This is a genomic window from Tenacibaculum sp. SDUM215027, assembly GCF_050566205.1.
GTDB lineage: Bacteria > Bacteroidota > Bacteroidia > Flavobacteriales > Flavobacteriaceae > Polaribacter.
This window is the reverse complement of record NZ_JBNXUE010000002.1, coordinates 367,815-385,313: the sequence shown is the minus strand read 5'-3', so window position 1 is coordinate 385,313 and position 17,499 is coordinate 367,815. Positions and strand designations below refer to the sequence as shown.

The 17,499-nt window shown below is 31.4% G+C and carries 19 protein-coding genes; 8 read left to right on the top strand and 11 right to left on the bottom strand.

Annotated features, from left to right (window positions below):
- Positions 1-40 precede the first annotated feature (40 nt).
- The 6 genes from ACQYZ7_RS08010 to ACQYZ7_RS07985 all read left to right on the top strand — a co-directional run bounded on the left by ACQYZ7_RS08010 (position 41) and on the right by ACQYZ7_RS07985 (position 6,461).
- The gene (locus ACQYZ7_RS08010; RefSeq protein ID WP_430729249.1) at positions 41-838 is read left to right on the top strand and encodes a hypothetical protein; all 798 of its coding nucleotides are present in this window, start codon (positions 41-43) and stop codon (positions 836-838) included.
- A gap of 24 nt (positions 839-862) precedes the next feature.
- Positions 863-1,858, top strand: coding sequence for a metal-dependent hydrolase (locus ACQYZ7_RS08005; RefSeq protein WP_430729248.1), 996 nt, complete (start codon positions 863-865; stop codon positions 1,856-1,858).
- Positions 1,859-2,070: 212 nt separating this feature from the next.
- Entirely contained in the window at positions 2,071-2,472 is a 402-nt protein-coding gene (locus ACQYZ7_RS08000) for a hypothetical protein (protein ID WP_430729247.1), read from the top strand.
- The gene (locus tag ACQYZ7_RS07995) at positions 2,472-2,915 is read left to right on the top strand and encodes a hypothetical protein (protein WP_430729246.1); all 444 of its coding nucleotides are present in this window, start codon (positions 2,472-2,474) and stop codon (positions 2,913-2,915) included. The genes ACQYZ7_RS08000 and ACQYZ7_RS07995 overlap by 1 nt, the downstream gene beginning before the upstream one ends.
- A gap of 143 nt (positions 2,916-3,058) precedes the next feature.
- Positions 3,059-3,955 carry a hypothetical protein gene (locus tag ACQYZ7_RS07990; RefSeq protein ID WP_430729245.1) on the top strand — a complete coding sequence of 299 codons (897 nt, stop codon included), beginning with the start codon at positions 3,059-3,061 and terminating at the stop codon, positions 3,953-3,955.
- A 130-nt stretch (positions 3,956-4,085) separates the two neighbouring features.
- Positions 4,086-6,461, top strand: coding sequence for an FdhF/YdeP family oxidoreductase (locus ACQYZ7_RS07985; protein WP_430729244.1), 2,376 nt, complete (start codon positions 4,086-4,088; stop codon positions 6,459-6,461).
- A gap of 5 nt (positions 6,462-6,466) precedes the next feature.
- On the opposite strand, the gene ACQYZ7_RS07980 is transcribed toward ACQYZ7_RS07985, so the two are convergent.
- Both ACQYZ7_RS07980 and ACQYZ7_RS07975 read right to left on the bottom strand, forming a co-directional pair.
- Positions 6,467-6,757: a chaperone modulator CbpM gene (locus tag ACQYZ7_RS07980; protein WP_430729243.1), complete on the bottom strand. Its 291-nt coding sequence runs from the start codon at positions 6,755-6,757 to the stop codon at positions 6,467-6,469.
- Between the two features lie 2 nt (positions 6,758-6,759).
- Entirely contained in the window at positions 6,760-7,662 is a 903-nt protein-coding gene (locus ACQYZ7_RS07975; protein WP_430729242.1) for a DnaJ C-terminal domain-containing protein, read from the bottom strand.
- Positions 7,663-7,772: 110 nt separating this feature from the next.
- Here ACQYZ7_RS07975 and ACQYZ7_RS07970 point away from each other — a divergent pair, with 110 nt between their 5' ends.
- Positions 7,773-8,132 carry a hypothetical protein gene (locus tag ACQYZ7_RS07970; protein WP_430729241.1) on the top strand — a complete coding sequence of 120 codons (360 nt, stop codon included), beginning with the start codon at positions 7,773-7,775 and terminating at the stop codon, positions 8,130-8,132.
- Between the two features lie 24 nt (positions 8,133-8,156).
- Here the strand turns inward: ACQYZ7_RS07970 and ACQYZ7_RS07965 are convergent, their stop codons facing one another.
- The 5 genes from ACQYZ7_RS07965 to ACQYZ7_RS07945 are packed head-to-tail and all read right to left on the bottom strand — an operon-like array spanning position 8,157 to position 11,863.
- Positions 8,157-8,867 carry a LytR/AlgR family response regulator transcription factor gene (locus tag ACQYZ7_RS07965; protein ID WP_430729240.1) on the bottom strand — a complete coding sequence of 237 codons (711 nt, stop codon included), beginning with the start codon at positions 8,865-8,867 and terminating at the stop codon, positions 8,157-8,159.
- A 10-nt stretch (positions 8,868-8,877) separates the two neighbouring features.
- Positions 8,878-9,195, bottom strand: a complete 318-nt coding sequence (locus tag ACQYZ7_RS07960) for an Hpt domain-containing protein (protein ID WP_430729239.1) — start codon at positions 9,193-9,195, stop codon at positions 8,878-8,880.
- A gap of 2 nt (positions 9,196-9,197) precedes the next feature.
- A complete protein-coding gene (locus ACQYZ7_RS07955; RefSeq protein WP_430729238.1) occupies positions 9,198-10,916 on the bottom strand; it encodes an ATP-binding protein in 1,719 nt (572 codons plus the stop codon).
- On the bottom strand, positions 10,916-11,455 hold the full coding sequence (locus ACQYZ7_RS07950) for a heme NO-binding domain-containing protein (RefSeq protein WP_430729237.1): 540 nt from the start codon (positions 11,453-11,455) through the stop codon (positions 10,916-10,918). Before ACQYZ7_RS07950 ends, ACQYZ7_RS07955 begins: the two co-directional genes overlap by 1 nt.
- A 3-nt stretch (positions 11,456-11,458) precedes the next feature.
- Positions 11,459-11,863 (bottom strand): response regulator, encoded by a 405-nt coding sequence (locus tag ACQYZ7_RS07945; RefSeq protein WP_430729236.1) that lies wholly within the window; start codon positions 11,861-11,863, stop codon positions 11,459-11,461.
- 162 nt (positions 11,864-12,025) lie between these two features.
- Here ACQYZ7_RS07945 and ACQYZ7_RS07940 point away from each other — a divergent pair, with 162 nt between their 5' ends.
- Positions 12,026-12,391, top strand: coding sequence for a YchJ family protein (locus ACQYZ7_RS07940; RefSeq protein WP_430729235.1), 366 nt, complete (start codon positions 12,026-12,028; stop codon positions 12,389-12,391).
- A 38-nt stretch (positions 12,392-12,429) separates the two neighbouring features.
- Here the strand turns inward: ACQYZ7_RS07940 and ilvA are convergent, their stop codons facing one another.
- The 4 genes from ilvA to ilvB are packed head-to-tail and all read right to left on the bottom strand — an operon-like array spanning position 12,430 to position 17,494.
- Positions 12,430-13,695 (bottom strand): threonine ammonia-lyase IlvA, encoded by a 1,266-nt coding sequence (ilvA, locus tag ACQYZ7_RS07935; protein WP_430729234.1) that lies wholly within the window; start codon positions 13,693-13,695, stop codon positions 12,430-12,432.
- Positions 13,696-13,699: 4 nt separating this feature from the next.
- Positions 13,700-15,202 (bottom strand): ketol-acid reductoisomerase, encoded by a 1,503-nt coding sequence (ilvC, locus tag ACQYZ7_RS07930; RefSeq protein WP_430729233.1) that lies wholly within the window; start codon positions 15,200-15,202, stop codon positions 13,700-13,702.
- 24 nt (positions 15,203-15,226) lie between these two features.
- A complete protein-coding gene (gene ilvN / locus ACQYZ7_RS07925) occupies positions 15,227-15,754 on the bottom strand; it encodes an acetolactate synthase small subunit (RefSeq protein ID WP_430729232.1) in 528 nt (175 codons plus the stop codon).
- Positions 15,755-15,760: 6 nt separating this feature from the next.
- Positions 15,761-17,494: a biosynthetic-type acetolactate synthase large subunit gene (ilvB, locus tag ACQYZ7_RS07920; protein ID WP_430729231.1), complete on the bottom strand. Its 1,734-nt coding sequence runs from the start codon at positions 17,492-17,494 to the stop codon at positions 15,761-15,763.
- Between the last annotated feature and the right edge of the window lie 5 nt (positions 17,495-17,499).

Genomic DNA, 17,499 nt, shown 5'->3' with positions numbered 1-17,499 from the left:
CTTGTCTAATCTTTAACAATCATAAATACATCTCACACACATGGAAAGAGATATAAGAATACAATCACAAGAAAAAAAATATCAAACTATAGGAAAACTTACGACTAGTAAAATTATAGACCTTTTTATTGAAAGTGAAAACGAAGCTTTACAACATGAGTTTCAAGGTAAATTTTACCCAGCTCGTCATTATGATATCAATGCTACCTTAACAAAAGCTCTAAAAGGAATTGAAAAACAAAAAATAATTGATGCCTGTTTTCACTCATCTAGATTAGGTAATATTATAAAAGTAAAAGAAAACAACTACCCTCTTTTCTTGAAAGGAGTTGAAAAAGCATTGTCATCAATTGGAAAAGGTTATAATATTAATGTTTTAAAACCTAGTAAAGTGTTTTTTCTTTTTGGTGTTAGCACTCCTAATGATATAGAAAATCTCTACAACACAAAGTATACCGAATTTTTAGAAACTTTAAAATTTGTTACTAAGGTTAATTCTTATACCAGTTATCCTAGCTTACGAAGAAAATTAAAAGCAAAAAGTTTTTTGGAAAACCCTATACTTTTAAAAAGAGCTCAAAAAATGATTCCTTTCTTTAATCAGTTTAATTTTGAAACTGCTGGAGCATTAGTTTTATTGTTAATTGATTCATCTGAAACCTCTAAACAAGTTCTTTTAGAATATCATAACAAAAACTTACCTAGAAAAACAGTCTGGATTCTTGGTAGTTTTTATAAAGATTTTAATACTTCTGAAGCAAATAAACTACTCCTTAACAACTTATACAGTAAATATCCTACGGAGTGGATTGATGAATATTACAACGCTGTTTACTAGCAGTTTTATAAGTATTTTTGCTAAATGGATTCACTCACGCAAATTGTTCTTGGTGCAGCCGTTGGAGAGGCTGTATTAGGAAAAAAGGTCGGAAACAAAGCAATGCTTTATGGAGCTATTGCAGGTACTATCCCTGATTTAGATGTTTACATTGGTAAATTATTTGATATAGTTACTGCACTTGAAGTACACAGAGGTTTTACGCATTCTGTCTTTTTTGCAATTGTTTTCGGGTGGATTTTTGGTTGGCTTATTTCTTTATATGAAAAAAATGCCTCCGCTAAAGAATGGGCACAACTTATGTTTTGGGGATTTTTAACACATCCAATTCTCGATGCACATACTACTTGGGGAACTCAGCTTTTTTGGCCTCTTGATATACGATTAGCTTTTAAAAATATTTTTGTAATTGACCCTTTATATACACTTCCTTTTTTAATATTTCTGTTGATGGCAATGTTTCAGCAAAAAGGATCTAAAAAAAGAAGAAAGTACAATAACTTAGGACTTATTGTGAGTAGTTCTTATATGGCAATTACTATCATTATTAAAGGGATTACCTATACTAAATTTACACATGCCTTAAAAGAACAAAAAATAGGTTATAAAGAAATTGAAACAAAGCCCACTCCTTTTAATACCGTTTTATGGTCAGCAAATGTAGAAACAGAAGATGCATACTTAATAGGGTATTATTCTTTTTTTGATACTAAGCCTATTAAATTTTACTCCTACCCTAAGAATCATCATTTGTTAGGTGATTATAAAAATGATATTTCAGTGAAACGACTTATCAAAATAACTAAAGGATGGTATACTGTTTCTAAAAAAAATAATGTTATATACTTAAATGATCTTCGTTTTGGGTTGTTAAGCGTAGCTCCTAATTTTCAACAATTTGCTTTTAGCTTTGAAATAGCTGAAAAACAAGGTAAAACTATTATAAATGAAGTACCTAGAAATCGTGAAGAAGCAAAACAATTATTAAAAGATCTTTGGATTAGAATTCAAGGAAATTAATTGAGTAATCGCTGTATATGTCGTAAATTTGTAGCTCTATTATAAAGCAGAATTACTCAGGTTTGAGACAAAAATATTTTCACTTTTTTTCAATCATTTTTTTAGTTCTTACTCAATTAGCATTTATTACTGCATTGCTGCTAGAACATAAAAACGTTTTTACAGTACTGTCATTAACAACACTTTTTACCATACTTATAGTTTATAATTATATGAAATTCTTTAAAGTTAAAGAGATTGACTTTGAACCTTTTTATGTTATGGTATTTGTTATAACTGGTGCGCTACTTACTAGTTATTTACACCTCTTTACTAATTTGAGTTCTGTTTTGGCTGCTGCTTTAATAGGTACTCTCGCTTCATTCTCGCCTAACCTTAATAAAAAATCAAAGGTTTTACAAAATATTCCCAATGCAATGTATTGTGGTTGCTTTGTAGGAATGTCTCAAAAACATATTGCTATTGATTATAACTTTATAGTCATTGCTGGTAGTATAGCGGGTATTTTTTATATGTTTTCTAAAAACCTTTTTCTAGGAGTTGGTGGTAAATTAGGTACTGTAGCTTTTGGTAGTGTAGTTATATCATCTCTATTACTTTTAATTCTTTCATAATGCTTACTATTTTACCAATTTACTTAACAAGCATATTTGGAGCTTTTTTAACTTTTTTAGTCAGTACAAAGTATAAACAAGGTCCCGTAAGAGCTTCTGCTCTACTAACTCTTGTTGTTTCTGGTTTACTCTATCTTTTTCCTGAGATATTTCCTCAAAACTTAACACAACAAATCCCTTGGGTATTTTTTGGAGCTTCTTTTGTTGGTATGACCTCTAGCAAACTTACCCGTAATTATACTTCAATTATTTTCGCAGGAATTGTTTTTGGTTTTATTTATACGGTTAGCCCTACTTTCTTCAATGGTTATGGAGGAGCATTAGGAACTGCCGCTTGTATTTCTATCTTAGTTATTATTGGACTAAACAACCTTATCAGGCTTTCAAAAGCTTCAAAAAAGAAAAAGGTTTTACTTAAGAAAGTATCTAAAACGTATTCTTAAATACAGTTTTACCACTAAAAAACAAAGACTTATAATCTTATTTGGTTTATAATTAATAAGACTTAAAAAATTAAGTTAAATTAATTTTTTAAAGCAGTTTATTTGCGAATTTTGTTGTCTCAAAAAAAAATAAAATCTTACCTATGAAACGTTATTTAAAACCATTAAGCTTTATTCTTATATCATGTTCCCTATTTATTTCATGTTCAAGTGATGATAATATCGAAGAGCAAAAATATTTAAACATTCCAGATGCACAATTTGAGACTAAACTAATCAATCTGGGTATAGATTCTGATGGCATTATCAACCAACAACTATTAAAAAGTGACGCATTAGGAGTTATCAGCCTCGATTTAAACTCATCTAATGATGGTATAATTACAAATCTAACAGGTATTGAAGGATTTACTAACCTAAAAAAATTACATGCAACAGGAAACAATTTAACCACAATAGACTTGAGATTTAATAAACAGTTAGATACTTTGGTGCTTGCTGGTAATTACCTTAAAAATATTGATTTGAGTAACAATACAGAATTAATCAAGTTAGACCTTGATGTAAATGAATTAAGAGCTATTACAGGGTTAAAAAATGCTACTAATCTAAAATCATTAAGTCTATACTATAATTCATTAGAAACGTTAAGTATTGACAACCCTAATTTAGAAACCTTAAATGTTAGAGATAATTTTCTAGTGTCTTTAGATGTTAAAAAAGCAGTAAACTTAAACACCATTTTAGCACAAAGTAATAAGATTTTAGAAGTAGATTTTTCCGCTAATAAAGCTTTAGAAGTTTTAGCTTTATCTGATAACAAGCTTAAAAATATAAACTTGAAATCTAACAGTAATATTGAAGTATTATATTGTTCCAGTAATTTACTTACATCACTCGATATAAGTGGGTTGGTTAATTTGAATCGCTTAACTGTTAATGCAAATCCTAGCTTATTCTGTATTAAGATACATAATGGCCAAAATATCCCCACGTTTTCTAAATCTGATTACCAAGAATTTAACACAAGTTGTAATTAATAAAATCTTGCTATGATAATATCTCCTAATTATTTAACTTAAATTACTTTTGCTAAAAACAATAATTCTAAGATAATATCACTTCGTTTTTTTTCTTAATTTTATATCTCTTAAAGATTATAGAAAAACAATGGATAACAAACCTAATAAACAAGCCGATAAACAACCTTCTGCTGAACCTCCGTACAAATTATTAAGCTTAAGAACTGGTAAACCAAAAGATTGGGCTGCAGGAATTCCTGGAGTTACAAACGCTATAAAGAGTTTAATAAACGATAAAGCTTTAGTTAGAGGAGGAAAAGCTTTGTTTAAAATGAATCAGTTTGATGGTTTTGATTGTCCTAGTTGTGGTTGGCCTGATCCTGATGATGAGCGATCACCTATTGCTGAATATTGTGAAAATGGTGCAAAAGCTATAGCTGAAGAAGCTACCAGTAAAAGAATTACTTCAGGTTTTTTTAAACAAAATTCTATTTATGAGCTTTCTCAATTAACTGATTATGAAATTGGACATTTAGGTAGACTTTCTGAGCCTATGTACCTACCTAAAAATGGTACACATTACGAACCTATTAGCTGGGACAATGCTTTTGCAAAAATTTCCGAACACTTAAATAGGTTAGAGTCTCCAGATAATGCTGCTTTTTACACCTCTGGAAGAACAAGTAACGAAGCTTCTTTTGCATATCAACTTTTTGTACGTGAATTTGGAACTAACAACTTCCCTGATTGTTCTAATATGTGTCATGAAACCTCTGGTTTTACCTTGGCCTCAGTTACGGGTATAGGAAAAGGAACTGCTACTTTAAAAGACTTCTACGATACCGATATCATTATGATTATTGGTCAAAATCCAGGAACGAACTCTCCACGAATGTTAAGTGCTTTAGAAAAAGGAAAAAAAAACGGAGCTAAAATTATTGCTGTTAACCCTCTTCCCGAAGCTGGTTTAATGGGGTTCCGAGACCCTCAAAAAATAAGTGGTATTTTAGGAAAAGGGATCCAACTTGCCGATTTACATCTTCCTGTTAAAATTAATGGAGATTTAGCTCTCTTAAAAGCAATTGAACAATTACTATTACATTTTGAAAAAGAAACTCCTGGTAAAGTTTTCGATCAAGAATTTATCAAAAATAAAACAGTTGGTTATGAAGATTTAATTAAGCAAATTGAAAGCTATGATTTAGATGAATTAGCAAATGCATCTGGTGTTTTAAAAGAAGATATTCAAAAAGCTGCAGAAATGCTAGCTCATAAAAACCGAATTATTATTTGCTGGGGAATGGGACTTACGCAACAACCTAACGGTGTTGATATTTTAAAAGAAGTTCTAAACCTGTTATTCTTAAAAGGAAGTATTGGTAAGCCCGGAGCAGGTTCTTGCCCTGTACGTGGACATAGTAATGTACAAGGAAATAGAACGATGCTTATTAACCACAGTCCTTCTGTAGAGCAACTTGATAAATTACAAGAGGTTTTCGGCTTTAATCCACCAAGAAATAATGGTTATGATGTTGTGAATACCATAAAGGCTATGAATGAAGGAAAAGTTAAAGTCCATTTTAGCATGGGTGGAAATTTCTTATCAGCAACTCCTGACACCACATATACTGCAAATGGAATGAGACAGCTTGATTTGTCTGTTTCTGTTTCAACTAAGTTAAACCGAACCCATTTGATTCATGGAAAAGAGGCTTTAATTTTACCTACTATTTCGAAAAGTGAAATTGATATCGTTAATGGTGAGCATCAGTATACAAGTGCTGAAAATGCCATGGGAATTGTAGAGTGGTCTAAAGGAGTATTAAAACCAATATCTGACAAACTTATCAACGAAACTCATATTGTGTGTCGTATGGCAAAAGCTACTTTAGGAGATAAAAGTGTGGTTGATTGGGATCAATATATGAATAGTTACGATGTTGTAAGAAATGATATAGAAAAATGTATTCCTGGTTTTGACAACTACAATGTTCGTGTAAAACAAAAAGGTGGATTTTACTTACCTAATGCGGCTCGTGAAGGGAACTTTAAAACAAAAGAGTTTGGAGATCGTGCTCCATTTTCTATAACCACATTACCACAAAACACATTAGCTGATGATGAGTATTTAATGGCCACAGTAAGAACTCACGATCAATTCAATACTACTATTTATGGATTAAATGATCGTTACCGCGGAATTTATAATGAACGTCGTGTAATTTTCATGAATAAAAAGGATATTGAAAAAGCAGGACTTACACCTGGTGATAAAGTAGATTTATACAATTATGATAATGATACAGAGCGTATCGCTCCGTTATTTATTATTGTTGAGTATCCTATCCCTGAAAAAAACACGGTTACTTATTTTCCTGAAACTAACGTACTTGTTTCAATCCATAATACCGTAAAAGGAAGTAATATGCCAGCTTCAAAACATATTAAAATTAAAATTAAAAAACACAATCCGAATATCTATGATAAAATAAATGGAGTTCTTCATAAGAAATCCAATTCATAAAAAATTTATTCGTATAGTTTTAATTTATTTTCTAATTGCTTAATTGTTTTATGCATAGAATCCATTCTATCAAGCATATTATTAATTACATCTATACCCTGCATATTGACCTCTAAATCGTAGTGTAATCTGATTATTTTCTCTAAAATAGGTAACTGTTCTGTATATAAGTATCTATTGGAATCTTTTACTACAAACTCCATGAGTTGAAAAGATTCAATACTTTCTATAAATTGTTCATCTAAATTGTGATGAACAATAACTTTTTGTACACTTATTAGTTCTGTATTGCTCATATTTATTTCAATTTAGAAAGTTTTGTAAATAACTCTCGTTGTTCATCTGTTAAATTGGTTGGAATCTCTATTTTGTAAGTAACATATAAATCTCCAAACTGACCTTCTTTTTTATACTTCGTAAATCCTTTTCCTTTCAATCGAATTTTGGTTCCATTTTGGGTTCCTGCTTTTACTTTTAATTTAGCTTTATCAACAAAAGTATTAATCACTACATCTCCACCCAATACTGCGGTATATAAATCAATAGTTTGTTCTGTATATAAATTAGCTCCATCACGTTTAAAATTAATATCAGGTTTAATATCAAAAGTGATATATAAATCTCCTTTAGGGCCTCCATTTATACCTTCGCCTCCATGCCCTTTTATTTTAATTGTTTGACCATTTTCTACTCCAGCAGGAATCGTTATTCGTATTTTTTTTCCATTTACAGTTAATACTTGTTTTTGCGAAGTATAAACATCTCTTAAGTTTAATTGTAATGAAGCGTTAAAATCTTGTCCTCTAAATTTCGATGATCCTCTTTCTGACCTTCCCCCTCCACCAAAAGCAGAGTTAAAAAAGTCAGAAAAATCGGTTCCTTCAAAACCTGAGGATGAATATTGCTGATAAGAACCTCCGCCACCAAATCCACTTTGATAACCTTGCTGTTTTTTGGCCTCCTCATACGCTTCAGCATGTTGCCAGTTTTCCCCATACTCATCATACTTTTTACGATTCTCAGGGTTACTTAAAACCTCGTTTGCTTCATTTATTTGCTGAAACTTCTTTTTAGCTTCTTCGTCATTAGGGTTTGTATCTGGGTGATATTTTCTAGCTAACTTCCGATAGGCCTTTTTTATATCTGCAGCAGTCGCTTTTTTATCTATTCCCAAAACCTTGTAATAATCTATAAATTCCATATCGATTAAATTGACCTAACACACTAAAATTACGAAATTTAATTGCAAAAAACCAATGCTTTAACTCTACACCTTTTTAATGTATTTTTGTATCCTTATTTGAAGATTGAATGATAGTAGAAGATTTAGTAGGAACATACAATATTATTGGTAGTAACCAAGATGAAAGTGAAAATACCTATAAAGGAACTCTTTCTTTAACTCTTGATGAAAATAGTAGAATTATAGCCAAGTGGCTTATTAACGATGAACAAGAACAAGTTGGAACTGGCTTCTTTAAAAACAACATTCTTATTATCAACTTTAATTATAATAGTGATGATAATACTATCTATAAAGGTGTTGTTGTATACTCTTGTCTTTCTAAAAATATTTTAGATGGGTTTTGGTCAGAAAAGCACGGAAATCCACTATTTCTTGGAGAAGAACGTTGTTTTAGAGTTCAGGAACAAGATGAGTTAGTTAATTAATTTCTAGTTTAACTCTTAAACCTATTACAATAAGTTTAATCGCCTTTTTAACTCATTTCTATTAGACCTGCTTACAGGAATTACATCTTGTTTTATAAGCACACTATTATCTTCAATATCTATAATTTTATTGGTGTTAATAATATACGATCTGTGTACTTTTAAGAATGATTCTGAAGGTAATTTTTCTTCGATCTTTTTTAAAGGGCTATGAACTACGTAGTTTTTTTCCTCCGTTTTAACTTTAATGTAATCACCATTAGCTTCTACAACATAAATACTTGATATGTCTATTTTTACTAATCTTCTATCAATATTTACATATAATGTATTTACATCAGTAGGTTGATTTTTCTTTACTGGTTTTGTATTACTTTCTTTTGCTCTTGCTGCAATAATTTTTTCTACAGATTTTTTAAACCGTTTTAACTCTATTGGTTTTACTATATAATCTACAACAAAATCATATTCAAAAGCTTCCACAGCAAAATTTCTATCAGAAGTTGTAAGAACAATTTTAGGAGGATTTTTTAATGTTTGAACAAGGTCAATCCCTGTAAAATTTGGCATATGGATATCCAAAAAGATAGCATCTACTTTATTGTTATTTAAAAATTTTATTGCTTGTATTGCATTCGAAAACTCTCCAACAAGTTTTAATCCTCCAACTTGTTCGCACACTTTTTTAAGAATCATTCTTGACATTAATTCGTCATCAACAACAATACAGTTCATAAGTAATCTTTTAAATTTCCTTTAAAAAATCAAGCATTACAGGCAGTACATTTTCAAAATATTCTTTGTTTTCTATACTATTGTCTGCAAGATTATTTTCAAAGTCATTGGTTATTTTATAGCTTTTTTCTAAGCCTAAAATACTCATTTTATGTTTAATTCTATGAACAATTTCTTTAGTTTTCTTGAATTCTCTATTTTTAATGTGCAAAAAATAGTTTTCTATTTCTCCTGAAAGCTCTTCTTTTAAAACTACTATAACTTGTTTCTTAAACTCGTTATCTCCTTTCGAAAGTGCAATTATATACGATAAGTTTGGTTGTTCCATTGTTACTTTTTTATTGTAAAAAAGAAAGTTGTTCCTTTATTTATTTCAGATTCTAACCATATTTCTCCTTGGTAAAAATTTACAATTTTTTTTACGATAGATAAACCAATACCTGTAGAGTCTTTAGTATTTTTTAATGATTGAAAAATTTTAAAGATTTTATCATAATGTTTCTTCTCAATACCTATTCCATTATCTTTAATTGAAAATTCATATAATGAGTTTTGATCCTTTACATCAATTTCAATAATTCCATTTTCTTTATCATTAAACTTAATTGAGTTACTTATCAGGTTTTGAAATAATTGTTGAAACTTTGTTTTGTCTCCTTTTATAGTGGGTAATTTATGTAAAACTTTTATTGATATGTTTTTGGGTAAGTATATTACTTTCTTTATTTCTTCAATTAAAGAATTTAAATCTACATTGTCATCTTCCTTTATTTCATTAACAATACTTGAATACTCTAACACATCAGTAATTAGCTGTTCCATCTTTTCTAAGGTGTTTTCAATATGTTCAAAGTTTTGAAGGCTTGCTTCATCAAAAACTCCTTCATTATCAATTTTAATCCAACTAGTTAACGCATGAATACTTCTTATAGGCGACTTTAAATCGTGGGAAACTATATGTGCATACTCCTCAAGCTCTTGATTACTTTTTGCTACCTTTTTTAATAAATCAGCGTTTTTCTTTTCTACTTTTTTACGCTTTCTAATATTTATTGCACTTTTTAACTGAAGAGATACTAAATCTGCAATACCTTCTATCGTTTTTAAATGCTCTTCTGTAAAGTAATTGTTCTCTAAGTGTTCTGCATTTATAACTCCTATCACTTTATTCTCATTAGTTATAGGTACTGTTAATTCTGATAATTTTGGTGTGTGATAAACTACATATCTACCATCTAAACTGGTATTATTTATAACTTCTGAAATACCTGACTTTGCAACACTTCCTACAATACCTTTTCCAAAAGGTAGTCGCATTTTGTCATAGATTTTTTTGTTTTCTCTTTCTCTTTTATCAAAAGAAGCTATTAATTCTAATTGTTTTTTCTTTTCATTCACTAAATAAACAACACAATCGTCAGTATTTAAATAGTTTGCAACGTTATTTGATATTTCCCACGCAATTTCGTAAATATCTTCTTTCCCTAAAATTGATTTAGCTGTATTACTTATAACCTCAATTACCTGTCGTTCTTTCCTTTGGTTAGTAATATCTCTAATAATTCCTTGAGCAGCAATAGGAGTATTATTTTTATCAAAAACTACACTTGAGTTAATGTTTACCCACTTTATCTCTTCTCTCCTAGTTATCACCCTAGCTATATAATTCGTGAAATATCCGTTTTTTAATAATTGTGCATAAGAATTCATCGCATATTCATAATCTTCAGGATAAATAAGACTTACAATATTAACTTCTTCTTTATTTACATCAAAACCAAAATATTCTACAGCAACATCATTCATTTTTAACACATTGCCATGAATATCCATTACTAGATAAGCATCATTAATATTTTCAAAAATTCCTTTTAATTGCGAATCTTTCTCATCTAAAAGGTCTTCTAATTGTTCATTAACTACCTTTAGCTCTTGAGAAATATTAAATAATTCTAACGATTTTTCTTCTAGTATTTTCTCTGCTTGTTTTCTAGCTTTTTTTTGTCTTTCTAGCGCTCTTTGTAGTATTTCTATTTCTTTTATACCCACTAATTTTTATTGATGATAAACCTTACTTCTGTTCCGTCACTTTTTATTTTTTCTAAAACAATTTCTGCTGAACTATTAAAGTGTTCAAATGTTTTATTCATTAAACCTAATCCAAAGTGGTGCATTGCCCTACTGGATTTATACAACATTACAAGTGAGTTTTCACTTCTCTCTTCAACTAGAAATGTTGGTAACTCTGCATCTGGATAAATCTTTTTTACTTCTACATGAATATGATCTTCAATAGATGACAGCATCTCTATAGGATCATTATATGTAGCTAAAAGCCCTGGATAATTGTCTTCTATAACTGAAAAGAAATGTTCTGCATAGACTAACAACAAATCATCTGTTGAAACTCCTGTGTTATTACTCAAACTCTCTAGTAATTGTAGCATCTCAGAAAATTTGTATGTACCAATAGCTGTGTACACCCCTCCAGAGTCTAGCTCAGATTGTTCAATAATTTTGTCCACCATTTCGATACCAAACTTATCTTCAACTAAATCCAAGAACTCCGTAAAAACAATTCCTTTCATACTTTATCTTTTAAATTCATTAAGACTCCAATATTCTATTATCGTCCCTATTTTTCTTTCATAATCTTGATACTTTAATGGTTTTAAAACATACCCTGCTATTCCCAATCTATAACACTCTGTAATGTCTTTATCATTATCTGATGTTGTTAGTACTATGGTAGGAATATGTTTTAACTTTTCATCGTTTTTTAAAATAGATAAAAACTCAATCCCGTTAGTATCAGGCATATTCAAATCTAATAAAATTACATTTGGTAAATCTTTTTCCAATAAAGATAAGGCTTCTTTTCCATTATTAGCTTGTGTAATTATATGATTTTCTAAAACAGGAGTAATAGCTCTATTAAACTTAAGCACCTCTATCTTATCATCTTCTATTAAAAGTATTTTTATTTTTTTATTCAAAGCTTTAGATTATAAACTAACTTTATAAAAATAATTTAAATTTAAAGTTATGTTTTTTTTCTTTGATAAAGAACTATTTATCTATAGACGAAATGCACTTTGCTATAGACGGATAGGTTTTATACTTTTTTAAAACTACTTTTGAAACAAAAAAATTAATTTATGCAATGTCCTTGCACACCAAATAAAAAGTATGCAAATTGTTGCCAAAAAGCACATCAAAATATTCATTCGGTTACCTCAGCCGAAGTTTTAATGCGCTCAAGATACAGTGCTTTTGTGTTAGCTAACATCGACTACTTACAAAAAAGTCATCATAGTAGTACCAGACCTTCTAAACGTGAAAAGAAAGAAATTTTAGCATGGACAAAATCTGTTGATTGGTTAAAGCTAGAAATTATTAATACTACAGAAACCACGGTTGAGTTTAAAGCTTTTTTTATGGAAAATAGAAGCATCGATGTAATCCATGAAAATTCTGTTTTTTGTAAAGAAAATGACCATTGGGTATATCTTGGTCAAAAATGAAACAGTCTAAAATGTCATTTTAGACTGTTTCATTAATATTACACTAAGAACTCAAATAAATTAGGTTTGTCATTCAGGTATTCACCATAAAAACTTCGTTCTTTCATTCTGCGAATTAACGGTTGTAAATCTTCTTTTTTCTCCAACTCTATTCCCACAACTGCAGGTCCATTTTCTCTATTGGTCTTTTTTGAATATTCGAAAAAAGTGATGTCGTCATTCTCTCCTAATACCTCAGCAACAAATTCTTTTAAAGCTCCAGCACGTTGTGGAAAACGAACAATAAAATAATGTTTAAATCCACCATACAACAAGGCACGTTCTTTTATTTCTGCTGTACGAGTTATATCATTATTACTCCCACTAATAACGCATACTACATTTTTACCTTTTAAATCTTCCTTGTAAAAATCTAATGCACTCAACGTTAATGCTCCCGCAGGCTCCACAACGATAGCTTCTTTGTTGTACATTTCTAAAATTGTCTGACATACTTTTCCCTCAGGAACCGTTATCATATCCGCTAAATTTTCTTGACAGATTTTATAAGTCAACGCTCCTACTTGTTGCACAGCTGCTCCATCCACAAACTTGTCTATGCTATCAAGTTTAATATTGTTATTTTCCTCTAAAGACCTTTTCATAGATGGTGCTCCAGCAGGTTCAACTCCAATCACTTTTGTGTTTGGTGATAACAACTTAAAAACACTCGACAAGCCAGACGCCAATCCACCACCACCAACAGGGACAAAAACATAATCAATAGATTGCTGTGATTGTTCTAAAATTTCTAGTCCAACAGTTGCCTGTCCTTCTATAATTTTTTCATCATCAAACGGATGCACAAATGTTTTTTGTAAACTATCAGATAGCAATTTTGCTGCTTTATAAGCATCATCAAACGTATCTCCTATCAATTGAATATCTACAAAATCACCCCCAAACATTTTTACTTGTTCTACTTTTTGTTTTGGTGTTGGGGCTGGCATATAAATAGTTCCGTAGATTTCTTTTTTTCTACACGCCAAAGCAACACCTTGTGCATGATTTCCTGCACTAGCACACACAATTCCATTCACTAACTCCTCTTTTGTTAAAGAACTAATTTTGTTATAAGCCCCTCTAATTTTGTACGAGCGAACTTGTTGTAGATCTTCTCTTTTTAAAAAAATAGTTGCATTGAACTGTTTAGATAAATTGAAGTTTTCTTGTAGCGGAGTAACTGCCACGACTTCTTGTAAAGTCGTAGCAGCTTGCTGTATATCTTCTAATTTAGGAAAATAAGTTTCTTTTTGAACTTCCATAGTGTTACGCTAAAACGGGTTCTTCTTGGCTGACGCTTGTTTTTATTACTTTCATCGCAGTCATTGCTTCACGCAACTCTGCTCCTACTTTTTCAATAGGATGATTTCGAATTGCCTTGTTAATTTTAATTAATTTAAGGTTATCTACTTCATTTGTGGTACTGTACTCTTTTCCGATAACCTTTGTACTTACCGACTTCATAAAATCAGTTAACAATGGCTTTGCAGCATGATCGAATAGGTAACATCCATATTCGGCAGTATCAGAAATAATTCTATTCATTTCGAATAATTTCTTACGAGCAACAGTATTTGCAATTAGTGGCAATTCGTGTAACGATTCGTAATAAGCAGATGCCGAAATAATTCCTGACTTGACCATCGTTTCAAACGCTAACTCAACTCCTGCCTTTACAAAAGCAACTAACAGAGTTCCTTTATCAAAATAGATTTGTTCTGAAACTTCTTCAGAAGTAGCTGCTGTTTTTTCAAACTGAGTTTCTCCTGTAGCCGCTCGCCATGTCAATAAATTCACATCGTCGTTTGCCCAATCTTCCATCATCGTTTTTGAAAAATGTCCTGACATAATATCGTCCATGTGTTTATTAAACAACGGGGCTAACACTTCTTTTAAATCTTCAGAAAGTTGGTACGCTTTAATTTTTGCAGGATTCGACAAACGATCCATCATATTAGTAATTCCTCCGTGTTTTAGAGCTTCGGTAATCGTTTCCCATCCATATTGAATTAGTTTAGACGCATATGCTGGTTCGATACCTTCTTCTACCATTTTGTTGAACGATAAGATTGACCCTGTTTGTAACACACCACATAAAATAGTTTGCTCTCCCATTAAGTCTGATTTTACCTCAGCCACAAATGACGATTCTAATACCCCTGCTTTATGCCCTCCGGTGGCGAATGCATAAGCTTTAGCTTGTGCTAACCCTTTATTTTCTGGATCATTCTCTGGATGTACTGCAATTAATGTTGGGACTCCAAATCCACGTTTGTATTCTTCCCTAACTTCTGTTCCTGGACATTTAGGTGCGACCATAATTACCGTTAAATCCTTACGTACTTGCATACCTTCTTCAACAATATTAAATCCGTGAGAATACGATAAGGTTGCCCCTGATTTCATTAATGGCATCACTGCCTTTACTACTTGCGTATGTTGTTTATCTGGGGTTAAGTTACATACCAAATCGGCTGTTGGAATCAATTCTTCGTAAGTTCCTACTACAAAACCATGTTCAGTTGCATTTTTATACGATTGACGCTGTTCTTTAATCGCTGCTTCTCGCAATGCGTATGAAATATCTAACCCTGAATCTCGCATGTTTAATCCTTGGTTTAATCCTTGTGCTCCACATCCTACAATTACCACTTTTTTACCTTCTAATGCTGTTGTTCCTTCTGAAAATTCATCAGCATTCATAAATCTACATTTTCCTAGCTGTTCTAATTGTTCTCTTAATGATAATTGGTTGAAATAATTTTTCATTTCTGTTGTATTTGTGTTGTTTGTTTATGCTGTTATTAATTGTAATAATTTTGATACTGGCATTTCTTCTTTAGTTATTGCTATTCTTCCCGAGCGGACAAATTGCTTAATGCCGTGTTTATCTAAAATGTGATAGAGTTCTTCTACCTCTTCTTTACTTCCTGACTTTTCAAGAACAAAAAAGTTTTTGTTTACGTTAATGACTCTTGATTTACTTTGATTGATAATAGTTTGAATTTCATCATTATCGGTCAATAAGTCTGTACTTAGTTTAAACAAGCATGATTCTTGATAAACCGTTTCTTCGTCGGTATGATAAAAAGCTTTAATTACTTCTACTTGTTTTTCTATCTGACCTATGATTTTTTTGATTTGTTCTTCAGTAACTTTTACCAAAAGTGTAAATCTGGATACACTTTTAATCTCTGACTTTGATACATTAACGCTTTCTATATTCAGGTGTCTTCGCAGGAATATGGCTGATATTCTATTCAGAAGTCCAACATTATTTTCTGTATAGATCGAAATTGTATAGGTGTTTTTTGTGCTCATGTTATATTATTTTAATCGAACTTCTGATACCGATGCTCCAGTTGGAATCATTGGAAATACATTATCTTCTTTTTCTACACAAACCTCTAAGAAGTAAGCTTCTTTACTCTGTATCATTTCTTGTACAGCATTGGCTAACTCTTCACGTTTTGTCACCTTATTAGCAGCCATATGATAGCCTTTAGCAATTGCTACAAAATCAGGATTCGTCATTACTGTAGAAGCATATCGCTTGTCAAAAAACAACTGTTGCCATTGTCGTACCATGCCCAAGAATTCATTATTTAGCACTACAATTTTAACAGCTGCTTTAGTTTGTAAAATCGTTCCAAGTTCTTGTATGGTCATTTGGTAACCTCCATCACCAATAACAGCAACTACTTCACGTTCTGGCATACCCATTTTAGCACCAATAGCAGCAGGTAAAGCAAACCCCATAGTTCCTAGTCCTCCTGAAGTAATATTACTTTTAGTTTGATTGAATTCTGCATAACGACTCGCTATCATTTGATGCTGTCCTACATCCGTAACCACAATAGCTTTCCCTTCTGTAGCTTCGTTTATTTGTTTGATAACTTCTCCCATTGTTAATCCTTCTTTCGTTGGAAACAGGTCACTTTTTATAACATTATCAAACTCTACAGCATCCAGATTTCTAAACTCTTGTAACCATTCTTTGTGAGAGTTTTCTTCTAAAAGAGAAAGTGTCGCCGCCAAGGTTTCTTTTACATTTCCTAAAACAGCTACATCCGTTTTTACATTTTTATCAACTTCAGCAGGATCTATTTCAAAATGAATCACTTTAGCCTGTTTTGCATAACGGCTTAAATCACCTGTAACACGATCGTCAAAACGCATTCCGATGGCAATTAACACATCACATTCATTCGTTAATTTATTCGGACTATAATTACCGTGCATTCCTACCATTCCTACATGTAACGGATGTTTGGTTGGTAAAGCAGACAAGCCTAACAAAGTACTTGCTGAAGGAATTCCTGCTTTTTCTATAAAAGCTTTAAATTCTTCTTCTGCTTCTCCTAGAATTACTCCTTGTCCCCAAATTACAAATGGCTTTTCTGCATTATTAATTAACTCTACAGCTGCTTTTACACTTTGTATATCCATCGTTGGAACAGGTCGATAACTACGAACCGAAGTACATTTTTCATAAGAAAAATCAAATTCTTCAAATTGTGCGTTTTTGGTAATATCGACCAAAACAGGACCCGGTCTTCCTGAGCGAGCGATATAAAATGCTTTAGCTATCACCTCTGGTATTTCACTTGCTTTAGTTACCTGATAATTCCACTTTGTAACAGGAGTTGAAATACCTACAATATCCGTTTCTTGAAAAGCATCAGATCCTAATAAATGTGCTCCTACTTGTCCTGTAATACAAACCATAGGTGTAGAATCTATTTGCGCATCGGCAATACCCGTTATTAAATTTGTTGCTCCTGGACCTGAAGTTGCTATTGCCACTCCAACCTTACCGGTTGCTCTTGCATATCCTTGTGCTGCATGCGTGGCTCCTTGCTCATGGCGTGTTAATACATGGTGTAATTTGTCTTGGTATTTATACAACTCATCATATACAGGCATGATGGCTCCTCCTGGATACCCATACAATAAATCGACTCCTTCTTCTAATAAACATTTAACTACAGCTTCTGCACCTGTAATGGTTACTTTTGATGTTATTGCCTCTTCTGTTAATTTCTTAGTTTTTATTTCCATAGTAC

Excerpts from the sequence above, each read along its gene's own strand:
- ACQYZ7_RS07950 (WP_430729237.1), bottom strand. The coding sequence starts at position 11,455 with ATGAAAGGAATTGTTTTTACGGAGTTCTTGGATTTAGTTGAAGATAAG.
- ACQYZ7_RS07975 (WP_430729242.1), bottom strand. The coding sequence starts at position 7,662 with ATGGAATTTATAGATTATTACAAGGTTTTGGGAATAGATAAAAAAGCG.
- ACQYZ7_RS07965 (WP_430729240.1), bottom strand. The coding sequence starts at position 8,867 with ATGAACTGTATTGTTGTTGATGACGAATTAATGTCAAGAATGATTCTT.
- ACQYZ7_RS08000 (WP_430729247.1), top strand. The coding sequence starts at position 2,071 with ATGAAATTCTTTAAAGTTAAAGAGATTGACTTTGAACCTTTTTATGTT.
- ilvC (WP_430729233.1), bottom strand. The coding sequence starts at position 15,202 with ATGAAAAATTATTTCAACCAATTATCATTAAGAGAACAATTAGAACAG.
- ACQYZ7_RS07985 (WP_430729244.1), top strand. The coding sequence starts at position 4,086 with ATGGATAACAAACCTAATAAACAAGCCGATAAACAACCTTCTGCTGAA.
- ilvB (WP_430729231.1), bottom strand. The coding sequence starts at position 17,494 with ATGGAAATAAAAACTAAGAAATTAACAGAAGAGGCAATAACATCAAAA.
- ACQYZ7_RS07940 (WP_430729235.1), top strand. The coding sequence starts at position 12,026 with ATGCAATGTCCTTGCACACCAAATAAAAAGTATGCAAATTGTTGCCAA.
- ACQYZ7_RS08010 (WP_430729249.1), top strand. The coding sequence starts at position 41 with ATGGAAAGAGATATAAGAATACAATCACAAGAAAAAAAATATCAAACT.
- ACQYZ7_RS07990 (WP_430729245.1), top strand. The coding sequence starts at position 3,059 with ATGAAACGTTATTTAAAACCATTAAGCTTTATTCTTATATCATGTTCC.
- ilvN (WP_430729232.1), bottom strand. The coding sequence starts at position 15,754 with ATGAGCACAAAAAACACCTATACAATTTCGATCTATACAGAAAATAAT.
- ACQYZ7_RS08005 (WP_430729248.1), top strand. The coding sequence starts at position 863 with ATGGATTCACTCACGCAAATTGTTCTTGGTGCAGCCGTTGGAGAGGCT.
- ACQYZ7_RS07960 (WP_430729239.1), bottom strand. The coding sequence starts at position 9,195 with ATGGAACAACCAAACTTATCGTATATAATTGCACTTTCGAAAGGAGAT.
- ACQYZ7_RS07995 (WP_430729246.1), top strand. The coding sequence starts at position 2,472 with ATGCTTACTATTTTACCAATTTACTTAACAAGCATATTTGGAGCTTTT.
- ilvA (WP_430729234.1), bottom strand. The coding sequence starts at position 13,695 with ATGGAAGTTCAAAAAGAAACTTATTTTCCTAAATTAGAAGATATACAG.
- ACQYZ7_RS07970 (WP_430729241.1), top strand. The coding sequence starts at position 7,773 with ATGATAGTAGAAGATTTAGTAGGAACATACAATATTATTGGTAGTAAC.
- ACQYZ7_RS07980 (WP_430729243.1), bottom strand. The coding sequence starts at position 6,757 with ATGAGCAATACAGAACTAATAAGTGTACAAAAAGTTATTGTTCATCAC.